Raw genomic sequence first — 12,081 nt, 5'->3', positions numbered from 1 at the left:
CCGGCACCACTCCTGACCGGCACCACAACCTGACGGACACCACGCCCCTGACTGACGGGATGTCATTCACCATGTCGCCCGACACACCCCACCCCGCGCGGGACGGCGCCCACGCGCCGCCCGCCGCCACCACGGTCATCGTGCACCGCATCCGGCTGCTCGGCGGCGTGGACCCGGAGCGGTTCGAGTCCTGGGTCCGGGACGTCGACTACGCGGCCTGTCCGCGGCTGCCGGGGGTGGTGGCGTTCGCCGTGCAGCGCGTCACGGACGCCGGTGCCGCGTCGCCCGGCGAGTACTTCGAGGTCATCGAAGTGACCGCCCGAGCGGACTTCGAACGCGATATGCAGTCCGACACTTTCCGCGGACTGGTCGCCGAATTCGAGAAGATGGCCACGGTGGTGGCCGAGTTGACCGGCGATCGCGTGGGGCCCGGATACCGCTCTCGATAATTTTTGCGATACGGAATACCGGGGCGGCTTCTTTTCCGGACGGGCCCGCCCGTTCTTCGTCGGTGCGTCCCGTTCAACCCTCTTGTCCGCGGAATTCAGCGGTCCGCCCGATTGTCGCCATCAAACCTGTTTCATAGGCAATGGCGACCGCTTGGGCGCGTGTGCTCACACCCATCTTTCGGAGCACATGGTGAACGTGGGACCGGACGGTCGCCAGGGACACCGACAGCTTTTCGGCGACTTCCGCGTTGGACTTCCCCTGGGCGAGCAGGACGATCACCTCGGACTCGCGGGGCGTGAGGTCGGCGGCCCGGCGCCCGGTGGTGCCCGAACGCCCCTGCTGGGGCAGGCGTTGGAGGCTGCGCCGGGCGGCGGCCGGCATCACCATCGAGGCGCCCGCGCTCACCGTGCGCAGCACGTGGATGAGGTCGTCCGCCGAGGAGTCCGGGGCGAGGACCGCTCTGACGCCGACGCACAGGGCCTCGACGGAGCGGTGCGCGGACTCGGCCTTGGCGATGAGGACTATCTTCGTCAGGGCGGCGAGCTCCGCGAGTTCACGGCTGTCGTCCAGGCCGAGCGCCGGGGCCACCACGATCATGACGTGGGGCGCCAACTCGGCTACGGCGGCGGCGGATTCACGGCCCGTGGTGAAGCCGAGGACCTCGAAGTCGGGCTGCTGGTCGAGCAGCGCGCGCATCGCCGCGGACATGATCGACTCGTCGCAGCACACCAGGACGCGGATCTTCATGGATCGCCGCCTCACCGCGTCTGGCCCGGCTGCGGGCCGCTGCCGCGCCGGTCGCACCGGACCGTTCCTCCTGTCCTTCCCGTTCCTCTCGTCACGGCATCACGTCCGGACGGGCCGGCCTCCCCGGCCCGGGAGTGACTTCCAGCAGGTGCCCCCTACAGCAGTTCCCCATCTCGCTGCCCCCCCCTTTGAATGACACGACCATGTGCCTTCGGGTACCCCTCGTCGCTGCTGCCCGTAAACGCATCCAGCTACTGTTCGAATCTGCGTTTTCCGCTCCCGTACGCCCCCTCTCGCGGCGTATCAGGGCAGACTCACGGGTGCGGAATATGCCGTCCGCACTGCAACAGTATGTGGGCGCAACTACCCTCTGGGCGAGGATTATTGGAAGAAGCATGAGAATGGCTCGAAACGGCGTGACGGGAAACTCAGATCCTCCGCAGATGTGCGTCAGCAGGGCGGCGTGGGGAGGGCGGGAACTCGGTGACGGGCCAGCCGAGGCGGCTCACGAAGAACGCCCGTCCCGGGATCCGGAGGCTCGACTGGAAGGCCGCCCGCAGGTCTTCGTGCTGGAGCACGACGCTCACGGGGTGCAGGGCGAGTCCCGCCGTGGTCGCGCACAGCCAGTAATCGGCCAGTCGCGCTCCGCCCTTGACGGCGTCCGCGAGCGTCGGCTCCGTCCGCCCGAAGCTCATGGCGACCACGACGGGCGTCGGCCGCACCATCCGGGCGAGGCCGCGGGCGAGGCTCCGGCCGACGAGCCGGTCGTAGCCGACGGGACCGAGCAACCGCATGGTCGCGGGCGCGAGCGCGGCCCGCAGCGCCAGCCTGCTCGGCCACGACAGCGGCCCGAAGAGCTGGTCCAGCGCGAACCCGTCGCCGCAGGCGGTGGCCTCGGCGCGGTCGGCCCGCAGGTACGCGTGCGTCTCGCGCCAGGCCTCGCGGTGGCTGAAGTCCCGGCCGCCGTGCGCGGCCACGAAGTCGGCGAACGCGGCACGGTCGGCGCCGGACGTCAGGTGCCGCACGGTGACGTCGGCGTCGCGGGCCGCCGCGCATCCCGAGGGGGCGAGCAGGCCGTCCAGGAGGGCGGGCCGGACGGGTTGGGTCAGGTAGGGGGCGCGGTTGGTGCGGCGGGCGCGGGCGGCGGCGCGCAGGGTACGCAGCTCCGCGCCGCCGTCCCGGTCGGCGGGGTGGGTTTCGGCCTCGGCACCGGGCACGGTCGCCGCCCCGGCACCGGCATCGGTTCCGGCACCAGCCCCGGCACCGGTCGTGGCCCCGGCACCAGCCCCGTCCCGGGCTTCGGCGCCAGCCCCCTCCCCGTCCCGCCTCCGCAGCCGCGCCACACACAGCGCCGTCCACGACCCGGGCCACGCGGTCCCGGGCGGTTCGGCACCCCGTGCCGTCCCCGCGTCCAGCGTGCCCTCCGCGAAGTGCAGGGCGTCCGCCGACCAGCCCAGCGCCTCCAGGGCCCGCAGCAGGAGCTGCCAGTACAGGCCGCAGCTGAGCAGCATCTCGACGGCGTGGGCGGGCAGAGACCGCAGCTCCCGGCTCCGGTCGAGCCCCAGGACGAGGTACTGGTACGTTCCGTCGCCGCGCCCGCCCCCGGGGGCCGGAACGCCGGACGCCTCGGCCTCCCCGTCCACCAGCCGCGCGGCGGCCGCACGTGACTCCGCGCTCCGCGCCCACGCCACCGCCCACGGCTGGCAGTTGTGGGACGAGGGGCTGAGCACGGCGATCCGGGCGGCCTCCCGCAGGGCCTCGTCGAAGTCGGGGAGGCGGTGGGTCGCGGGTGGGGCGGCGGCTTCGGCGGCGGGGGCACCAGGGGTGGCGGCCCGGTCTGGGGTCATCGTCGTGTTCTCCTCAGCTCCACACGAGGGCAAGTGAGTAGTCGTCGATCTCGCGGGCCCAGCTGTCCAGGCGGGCGGCGGTCGCCGTGGGGGCGTGCCGCCGCAGGCCGGGTCCCGGGCGCCAGGAGAAGCGGCCGTCGGGGTGCCAGGCCGTGAGGTCGACCTCCCGGGTGTCGACGCGCAGGCCGAAGCCGAGGTGCTTGAGCACGGCCTCCTTGCAGGCCCAGCGCAGCGACAGCGGCATGGTGTCGAGCACGGGACAGCCGGGGCCGGGCTCCGGGGTCAGCAACGCGGCGAGCGGCGGCGGCACTTGGCGGGTGCGTTCCAGGTCGATGCCGACGGGACGCGGCCCGCACGCGGCCACCGCCAGGTCGCCGGAGTGCGTGAGGCCGACCTCCACGGGCGCGTTCACCGTGGGCTTGCCCGCGCGGATGCCCCGGGCCACCGCGCCGACCCGCACGTCCCGGGTGCGTACGGACAGCCCGTCGTACCGCCGCAGGTACGCGCTGACGCCGTGCTTCACGGCGAGGCGCCCGGCCATCCACTCCACGCGCCGTCTGGGCACGGGGAGTTCGGCGGCGCGGGCGCGTTCCTCGGCGCACAGGTGTCGGGCCCCCAGCGCCGCGCGGCCCGCGTCGTCCCGTGCCCGTACCCAGGCGATGGACACCACGGCGAGGGTCAGCGGTCCGCGCGCGTGCGTGACCCGCAGGGGGCGGGCCGGGTCCAGGGTGACGCTGTCGTCGAGACGGGGAGCGGCGGCGCGTACGAGAAGGGGCATCGGGTCAGCGGTCCACGGGCGGCGGCAGGAGGAAGGGGTAGGGCTTGCGGCGGACCGTGCGCTGCCACCGGCGGTCGGCGGCGCGCAGGCGCTGGATCAGCTCCCACATGCGCGCGTCGCCGCGGTAGTACGAGGCGACGTCGGCGGCCGTGATGGGCTCGGCGAGGCGGGCGTTGGCCTGCTCCAGGAACACGGGGATCAGCGTGTCGAGGTGTTCCTTGTGGAGGTTGCCGAGGAAGTCCAGGAGCACGCCGCGCGTCTCGTAGAACTTGTCGAAGATGGATGTGGCCATGGTGACGCGGACGGCGTCGCGCAGGAGCCACGGCAGCGAGGTGAAGAAGAGCCGCACGTCGAGGAGTTCGCGGCGCCGCTCGTCGCGCATCAAGGGCGTACTGACGTCGAGATACGTCAACTCGCCGTCCACGTCGATCCAGTTGGAGGCCTGCGCGTCCAGGCCGAGCGTCGGGTGCACGGCGGCGTCGACGCGGTCGAGGAAGCGGGCGAAGAAGCTCTTCGCCCACGCCTCGCCCTCGGTGTGCAGGAGCCGGGAGCAGAGCCGCTCCGGCGGGAGTTCGCGCTGCACGCAGTACGCCGTGATCCGCCCGCGGGGCCCGGTCGTGTGCCAGACCTCGGTGGGCGCGACGGTCAGGCCGCGCTCGGCGAGGCGGCGCAGATACACGTCGAGCGAGTCGCGGTAGCGCTCGAAGCGGTCCCGGTCGGGGAAGACGGGCAGCCGTTTGCAGGCGAAGGAGTCACCGTCGGCGCGCAGCCGGAGCACGAGGGTGATCTCGCCGTAGCCCAGCACGTCGAGGGCGCTGTCGTCGGCTCGGCGCAGCGCGTCCTGGACCTGTTCCTCCAGGCGCGCGAGCGCGGTGTGCGGGACCGTGAGGGTCATGGGTGCCTACTCATTCTCGGCGGGCTCGGGTCCGGGGCACTGAGGGGGCGGCGGCGGGAGCGGGGTGCGGGAGCAGGGGTACGACGCGGTCGTCGGGTGCGGCACGTGCGCCCCGGCTCACGGCGCCGTCACCACCAGGACGGCGTTCTGGCCGCCGAAGCCGAAGGAGTTGCTGACGGCGACGTCCAGCTTCCGCGCGCGCGGAGCGCCGGAGACGACGTCCAGCTCGATGTCGGCGTCCTGGTGGTGGAGGTTGGCGGTCGGCGGCACCGTGCCGTGCTGGACGGCAAGGACGGTCAGCGCGGCCTCGATCGCGCCGGCCGCGCCCAGGGTGTGGCCGAGCACCCCCTTGGTGGCGGTGACCGCGGCGCCCGCGCCGAGGAACTTGCGCAGGACCGCCGCCTCGGCCGCGTCGTTCAGGGGCGTCGACGTGCCGTGCGCGTTGACGTGGTCGACCTCGTCCGGCATGACGCCCGCCCGCGCGAGCGCCGTGCGCAGCGCCAGGAGCACACCGGTGCCCCGCGGGTCGGGCGCCGTCATGTGGTGCGCGTCGGCCGACGCGCCGTATCCGGCGAGGCGGGCCCGGACGGTGGCGCCGCGCGCCCGGGCGTCCGCCGCTCGCTCCAGGACGAGCATGCCGCTGCCCTCGCCGATGACGAACCCGTCCCGGTCCCGGTCGAACGGCCGGGAGGCGGCGGTAGGTTCGTCGAGCCGCCGCGACAGCGCGCCCATCTGCGCGAAGCCGGTGACCATCAGCGGCGTCACCCCGGCCTCGCCGCCGCCCGCGACCACCACGTCGCAACTGCCGTCGCGCAGCAGGTGCAGCGCCGTGCCGATGGCCGTCGCGCCGGACGCGCAGGCCGTCGCGGTCACCAGGTTCGGCCCGGTCGCGCGCAGGTCCATGGCGAGGTGCCCGGCGACCATGTTCGGTACGAGCATGGGGACGAGCAGCGCCGACACCGCCTGCGGACCCTCCTCGAGCAGGCGGCGATGCTGGGCCTCCCAGGTCGCGACGCCGCCGAGGCCGCAGCCCACGACGACGCCGACACGGGCGCCGTCCCACGTCCCCGGGTCGAGCCCGCTGTCCGCGACGGCCTCACGCGCGGCGGCGACGGACAGCTGACTGAACCGGTCCTGCGTCAACGCGCTGCGCCTGCCGACGTGTTGGCGTGCGCTGAAGCCGGGAACCGTGCAGGAGATGTCCACCGGCAGCCCGGCCAGGCCCGGATCGGTGGCCGCCGCGGACTGCCCCCGGCACACCCCGGCCCAGGTGTCGGCCACGCCGATGCCCGCGGCGGTGACGAGGCCGAGGCCGGTGACGGCGATGTCGTCGGGGGCGGAGGCGGGTGCGGGGCGGGTCATGAGGCGGGGGTGGAGGTGGGGGTGGCGGCGGGCTGCGAGGCGGGTGCCCGGCCCGGTGGTCGTCCCTGAGTGCGCTCTCGTACGGGAGCTGGCCCGCGTACCGGAGCTGGCCCGCGTACGGGATCTAGCCCACGTACCGGAGCCGGCCCTCGTACGGGCGCCACCGCACCCGGCACCCCCGCCTTCCGCTCCAGCACCGCCGCCGTCGTCCCGATCGTGTCCCCGGGCCTCGCCGCGTCCTCGCCGACGGACACGCCCAGTTCGGCGTGGACGACGAGGAACACCTCGACCAGGATCAGTGAGTCCATGTCGAGGTCCGCGAACGTGGTGTCGGGAGCGATCTCCGCCGGGTCCACGTCGAAACGGTCGACCAGCAGTCCGACCAACCTGCCGTACATCGCGCTCATCGAATGCGCCCCACCTCTCCGGTCGCCTGGGGTCGAGTCTGCGGGCCGCGCCTGACCGCCCGCCGCGCCGGACGCTGACCGATGGCTGACCCGAGGGGCCGTCGGGCCGTCCGGCGTGACGCCACCGGGCGCGATCAGCGGGCGGTCAGCGAGCCGTCAGCACGCGTGGCCGCTTCCCGTCAGCCCGCCCGGCGAGACTCGATAACCGCACCGCCGAACAGCGCGAAAGCCGCACAGCGCGAACGCAGCACCGCCGCAGATCCCACCCGATCCGAGCCGCACCACGCGCCGCCGCACCGCCCCGCACCCACGTCCTGCCGTCCGGGAGACCGAGGAGCACGCGTGACCGCACCCCCACCGAGCCGACCGTCACCCGACCGTGCCGCGGTGCTCACCGGGGTCGGGGGCTGTCTGCCGCCGACCGCCGTCAGCAACGACGAGCTGTCCGTGCGCCTGGACAGCTCCGACGCGTGGATCCGCTCCCGGACCGGGATCCGGCAGCGGTACTTCGCCGCGCCCGGCACCGCCACCTCCGATCTGGCGGTCGGGGCGGGCGCCAAGGCCCTGAAGTCGTCCGGCACACCCGTCGTCGACGCCGTGCTGCTGGCCACCACCACCCCGGACCGGCCGTGCCCGGCGACCGCGCCCGTCGTCGCGGCGCGCCTGGGCCTGACCGGCACCGCCGCCTTCGACGTCTCGGCGGTCTGCACGGGTTTCGTGTACGCCCTCGCCACGGCGGCCGGTCTCATCGCCACCGGCGCCGCCGACCGGGTCCTGGTGATCGGCGCGGAGACGTTCTCCACGCTGCTCGACCCGGACGACCGCGCCACCTCGGTGATCTTCGGCGACGGCGCGGGAGCGGTGGTCCTGCGCGCGGGCGAACCCGCGGAGCCGGGCGCGCTCGGCCCGTTCGACCTGGGCAGCGACGGCGGCCGTGAGGACCTGATCACGGTGCCCGCGGGCGGCTCCCGCCAGCGCCTCTCGGGCCGCTCCCCGACGCCCGCCGAGCGCTATTTCACGATGGACGGCAAGGAGGTCTTCCGGCACGCCGTGCAGCGCATGTCCGCCTCCGCGCGGGCCGTTCTCGACCGCGCCGGGTGGACTCCGGCGGACGTCGACCACCTGGTCGGCCACCAGGCCAACCTGCGCATCACCAACCACGTGGCCGACGAGGTGGGCGTCCCTCGCCCACGCTGCTTCAGCAACATCGCCGACGTGGGCAACACGGCCGCCGCGTCCATCCCCCTCGCCCTGGACCAGGCCCATGCCGACGGCGTCCTGCGAGCCGGCGACCGGGTGCTGCTCACCGCCTTCGGCGGGGGCCTCACCTGGGGGTCGACGGTGCTGACCTGGCCCCGCCTTGACCACATCTGAGGAGAACCGCATGAGCGAGACGTACGACAGGCTGGTCGAGCTGCTGGTCGACCGGTTCGAGGTGGACCGCTCGGAGATCGGCCCCGACACCAAGTTCGAAGAGCTCGACATGGACTCGCTGTTCCTCGTCGAGCTGCTCCTCGTCATCCAGTCCGAGTTCAAGGTCGCCATCGGCGAGGACGCGGCGACCCCGGGCGACACGGTCGCGGCGGTGGCGGGACTCATCGAGGACCGGCTGCCCGCGTCGAGCCCGAGCGCCGCCGCGGCGTCGGCCACCGCAGAGCGATCCTAGGGCGCGGCCATGACCACCGAGCAGTCGATCATCAACTACATCGCCGACGTCTGGCTCGACGGCGACGCCGACGGACTCGACGCCCAACTCCCCATAGCCGAGCTGAACATCATCGACTCGGCCGGGATCTTCGACCTCGTGCACTACCTGCAGAGCGACTTCCGCATCACCGTTCCGCTGCGGGAGATCTCCCCGGCGAACTTCCAGTCCGTCGACACGATCGCCGCACTCGTCGAACGGCTGCGGTCCCAGGGGGAGAGCGTGCGATGACCGATGCCACCGCGCAAGGCCACGAGGGCGCCGCCCTACGGCGCGAGATCGTGGACATCGTCGCGTCCCGGACGCTGTACGACGAGTCGTACCTGCTGCCGGAGAGTCACTTCGAGGCCGACCTCGGCATCGACTCCGTCATCCACGAGTCGATCCTCGCCCTGGTCACGGAGCGCTTCGCGCTCGCCTCGCCGCTGCCCGACGGGCTGTACACCATCCACGACCTCGCCGTCGCGGTCGAGGAGGCGCTCGCGGCCGCGGGGCGGACGAACGGCTCCGCCCCCGGCCCCGAAGCGGCACTCTCCCCCGCGCCCCCGTCCGGCGCCCCCGCCGCCGCGGACCCCGTCCTCGAAGCCGTCCTCCGCGCCGCCATGCACCACACCCAGTACCGGCGCGAACAACTGCCCCTCGACGCCGACTTCGAGGGCGAGCTGGGCATCGACTCGGTGGTCCTCGTGTCGATCGTCGCCGACTGCGCCCGCGACCTCGGCCTGCCCGACGACCTCGCGGGCACCCTGACCGCGCCGTCCCTGCGCGACCTGATCGCCGGGCTGCGGGCGTACCTAGGCACCGGCGACCGCGGAAGCGACGCCACCGGCACCGGCGCCCCGGACCCCGCCGCCTGGGACAGCCGCTCCATGAAGGACTTCGTGGAGGGCCGGGACGCCGACCTCTTCGCCAAGACCCGCAGCTTCCGCGGCTATCTGCGCGGGCGCGAGGCCGACCACCTGTACTGGTACGGGATGCCGCTGCACTCCCGCTGCGGCAGCCGCGCCCTCATCCTCGACGAACTCACGGGCCGCAAGCGTGAGTTCCTGATGTTCGCCTCCAACAACTACCTGGGCGTCGCCAACCACCCCAAGGTCATCGAGGCGGTCTGCGAGGCCACCCGCGCCTACGGCGCCACGCACACCGGGTCGCGCTTCATCGGCGGCACGAACATGCTGCACAAGGAGTTGGAGCGGCGCCTCGCCGCGTTCAAAGGACGCCCGGCGTGCATCGTCTATCCGGGCGGGTACGCGGCCAACCTCGGCACCATCTCCGCGCTGGTCAAGAGCTACGACACGCTGATCGTCGACAAGCTCAACCATATGAGCATCGGCGACGGCGCCCGGCTCTCCGGCGCGGTCCGCAAGATCTACCAGCACAACGACATGGCGGACCTGGAGCGCATCCTCAAGCGCTGCGACGACCGCTCGGCGGGCAAACTCATCGTCGCGGACGGCGTGTTCAGCATGCACGGCGACATCTGCGACCTGCCCGAGATCGTCCGGCTCGGCAAGGAGTACGGCGCCCGCGTCATGATCGACGACGCGCACGCGACGGGGGTACTCGGCGCGCGCGGCTCGGGCACCGCCGAGCACTTCGGTCTCAAGGGCGAGGTCGACCTGGAGCTCGGCACCATGAGCAAGTCCCTGGCGGGCATGGGCGGTTTCGTCGTCGGCGACGAGGACGTCGTCGAGTACCTGCGCTTCTACGCCAACTCCTACGTCTTCGCCGCCAACATCCCCGCCGGGGTCGCCGCCGGGCTCATCGCCTCCCTCGACGTCATCGAGGCGGAGCCGGAGCGGATCACCCGGCTCTGGTCCAACATCCGCTTCCTGCACCGCCAGCTCGCCGACGCGGGCTTCGACCTGGAGAACACCGAGAGCGCCATCCTTCCGCTCGTCATCGGCGACGAGCGCCGGGCCATGGAGCTGGGCCGGGCCGTGCGGGCCCGCGGTCTGTTCTGTCAGACGGTGGTGTTCCCGGGCGTTCCGCTCGGCGACGCGCGGCTGCGGGTCAGCGTCACCTGCGAGCACACCCGGGAGGACCTGGAGGCCGCCGCGGGCATCTTCGTCGAGGCCGCCCGCGAGACCGGCGTCCTGCCGTCGGCCGGGTGAGCGCGATGACGAACCCGGCCCAAGAGCCCCGGCCGTCGGAGTTGCCGGAGTCATCGGAGTTATCGGAGTTATCGGAGTTCCCGGACCTGTCGGCGCTGTCGGAGCTCTCGGACGTCGCGCTGATCCGCAAGCCGTGGCCGCCCAGCGCCGAACGCACCGCGCGGCTCGCCTTCGTCGGGCCCGGCGCCCGCACGTACGGCGAGCTGGCCGGGCATGTGGCCGCCGTCGCCGCGGGACTGCTCGGCCTCGGCGCCGAGGTCGGCGACCGGGTCGCGATCTGGACGGACAAGCAGCCGCGCTACGCCGAGGCGATCCTCGGCGCCCTGCACGCGGGCTGCGCGTACGTCCCGCTGGACGGCGGGCAGCCGGTGGCCCGCGTGCGGACGATCCTCGCGGACGCCGAGCCGGTGGCCCTCGTCACGGACAGCCGCCGCCTGAAGTCGCTGAGGGAGCGTCAACTCCCGGACTCGGTGCGGGTGATCGTGCTCGTGGACGAGTACGAGCACGACGGCCAGGACGCGGACGGGGGTGCGGGCGAGGGCCCGCCGCAACACGTCCGCCCCGGCCCACCGGTCCCCGTCCACGACTGGACCGCCTTCACGTCGAGCGCCGCGGGCCACGTCGTCCTGCTGCCGCCCCTGGACCGCGACGACCTCGCCGCGATCCTGTACACCTCCGGGTCGACCGGCACCCCCAAGGGCGTGCGCATCAGCTACCGGAACCTGGCGTGCTTCATCCGGTGGGCGCGCGAGGAGCTGGCCGTCGGGCCCGGCGACGTGTTCGCCAACCACGCCTCGTTCAACTTCGACCTGTCGACGTTCGACCTGTTCACGGCCCTGTCGGTGGGCGCGGGCCTGTGGATCGTGCCCGACGGGCAGGCCCGCGACGTGGGCGCGCTCGCCGCCGGGATCCGCGAGCACGGCGTCACCGTCTGGTACTCCGTGCCGTCGGTGCTCCGGCTGCTCACGGTGTCGGGCGCGCTCACCCCCGAGACGGCACGGGGACTGCGGTACGTCCTGTTCGCGGGCGAGGTGTTCCCGATTCCCCAACTCCGCGCCCTGGCCGCGCAGTTGGCACCGGAGACCGGGCTCTACAACCTGTACGGGCCGACCGAGACGAACGTCTGCACCTACCACCGGGTGCGCCCCGAGGACCTGTCGCGCCACGACCCCGTCCCCATCGGCACGCCCCTGCCCGGCGCCAAGGTGTCCGTCGTCGACGCCGCGGGCCGCGCCCTCACCGGACCCGACGCGTGCGGCGAGCTCGTCGTCGAGGGCGACTGCGTCACCCCCGGCTACTGGCGCCGCGAGTCCGAGCCCGCCGCGGCCGGCCACCGTCGCGGCCGACACGCCACGGGCGACCTGGTGAGCCATGACGTAGACCACGACAGTGCCGCCCTGGTGTACCGGGGCCGCAAGGACCGCATGGTGAAGCTCGCGGGCCACCGCGTGGAACTCGGCGAGATCGAGGCGGCCGTGCTGCGCCACCCCGGCATCGCGCACGCCGCCGTCGTCGCCGACACCGGCGACCCCGACGGCGGCATCGCCCTCTACTTCACCCTCAACGGCGAGACGCCGCGGCCCGGCCTCATCGAGCTGAAGCGGCACTGCGCGCGCTACCTGCCGCGCTACATGCTGCCGCGCACGGCCACCTGCCTCGACGAACTGCCCCACAACTCCAACGGCAAGACCGACTACCGGCGCCTCGCCGGCCCGGCGCCCACACCCCAGCCGGCGCCCGACCCCGCCCCGCGTGCCGTGCCCGGCAAGTGACGGA

The 12,081-nt window shown here is 73.3% G+C and carries 12 protein-coding genes; 6 read left to right on the top strand and 6 right to left on the bottom strand.

Going from position 1 to position 12,081, the window contains the following annotated elements; genetic code table 11:
* Positions 1–59: 59 nt before the first annotated feature.
* Positions 60–449 (top strand): RedY/HapK family protein, encoded by a 390-nt coding sequence (locus IE274_RS26090; protein WP_229909811.1) that lies wholly within the window; start codon positions 60–62, stop codon positions 447–449.
* 73 nt (positions 450–522) lie between these two features.
* Here IE274_RS26090 and IE274_RS26085 read toward each other — a convergent pair whose 3' ends face one another.
* The 6 genes from IE274_RS26085 to IE274_RS26060 all read right to left on the bottom strand — a co-directional run bounded on the left by IE274_RS26085 (position 523) and on the right by IE274_RS26060 (position 6,486).
* The gene (locus IE274_RS26085; RefSeq protein WP_190118323.1) at positions 523–1,197 is read right to left on the bottom strand and encodes a response regulator transcription factor; all 675 of its coding nucleotides are present in this window, start codon (positions 1,195–1,197) and stop codon (positions 523–525) included.
* 428 nt (positions 1,198–1,625) lie between these two features.
* Entirely contained in the window at positions 1,626–3,044 is a 1,419-nt protein-coding gene (locus IE274_RS26080) for a RedV protein (protein ID WP_190118322.1), read from the bottom strand.
* 13 nt (positions 3,045–3,057) lie between these two features.
* Positions 3,058–3,822, bottom strand: coding sequence for a 4'-phosphopantetheinyl transferase family protein (locus tag IE274_RS26075; RefSeq protein ID WP_190118321.1), 765 nt, complete (start codon positions 3,820–3,822; stop codon positions 3,058–3,060).
* 4 nt (positions 3,823–3,826) lie between these two features.
* The gene (locus IE274_RS26070; RefSeq protein ID WP_190118320.1) at positions 3,827–4,717 is read right to left on the bottom strand and encodes a DUF6206 family protein; all 891 of its coding nucleotides are present in this window, start codon (positions 4,715–4,717) and stop codon (positions 3,827–3,829) included.
* Positions 4,718–4,834: 117 nt separating this feature from the next.
* Positions 4,835–6,079: a beta-ketoacyl-[acyl-carrier-protein] synthase family protein gene (locus IE274_RS26065; protein WP_190118319.1), complete on the bottom strand. Its 1,245-nt coding sequence runs from the start codon at positions 6,077–6,079 to the stop codon at positions 4,835–4,837.
* Positions 6,076–6,486 (bottom strand): acyl carrier protein, encoded by a 411-nt coding sequence (locus IE274_RS26060; protein ID WP_190118318.1) that lies wholly within the window; start codon positions 6,484–6,486, stop codon positions 6,076–6,078. The genes IE274_RS26065 and IE274_RS26060 overlap by 4 nt, the downstream gene beginning before the upstream one ends.
* A gap of 342 nt (positions 6,487–6,828) precedes the next feature.
* Here IE274_RS26060 and IE274_RS26055 point away from each other — a divergent pair, with 342 nt between their 5' ends.
* The 5 genes from IE274_RS26055 to IE274_RS26035 are packed head-to-tail and all read left to right on the top strand — an operon-like array spanning position 6,829 to position 12,077.
* Positions 6,829–7,860: a beta-ketoacyl-ACP synthase III gene (locus tag IE274_RS26055; RefSeq protein ID WP_190118317.1), complete on the top strand. Its 1,032-nt coding sequence runs from the start codon at positions 6,829–6,831 to the stop codon at positions 7,858–7,860.
* Positions 7,861–7,870: 10 nt separating this feature from the next.
* A complete protein-coding gene (locus tag IE274_RS26050) occupies positions 7,871–8,152 on the top strand; it encodes an acyl carrier protein (RefSeq protein ID WP_190118316.1) in 282 nt (93 codons plus the stop codon).
* A gap of 9 nt (positions 8,153–8,161) precedes the next feature.
* Entirely contained in the window at positions 8,162–8,422 is a 261-nt protein-coding gene (locus IE274_RS26045) for an acyl carrier protein (RefSeq protein ID WP_190118315.1), read from the top strand.
* Positions 8,419–10,305 (top strand): aminotransferase class I/II-fold pyridoxal phosphate-dependent enzyme, encoded by a 1,887-nt coding sequence (locus tag IE274_RS26040; RefSeq protein WP_190118314.1) that lies wholly within the window; start codon positions 8,419–8,421, stop codon positions 10,303–10,305. The genes IE274_RS26045 and IE274_RS26040 overlap by 4 nt, the downstream gene beginning before the upstream one ends.
* A 5-nt stretch (positions 10,306–10,310) precedes the next feature.
* Entirely contained in the window at positions 10,311–12,077 is a 1,767-nt protein-coding gene (locus IE274_RS26035) for an amino acid adenylation domain-containing protein (protein ID WP_190118419.1), read from the top strand.
* The last annotated feature ends 4 nt before the right edge of the window (positions 12,078–12,081 follow it).

This window comes from Streptomyces flavofungini (genome assembly GCF_014650815.1).
In the GTDB taxonomy this organism is placed as follows: domain Bacteria; phylum Actinomycetota; class Actinomycetes; order Streptomycetales; family Streptomycetaceae; genus Streptomyces; species Streptomyces flavofungini.
Note: the sequence above shows the minus strand (reverse complement) of the source record. Positions and strands in the feature narration are given on the sequence as shown.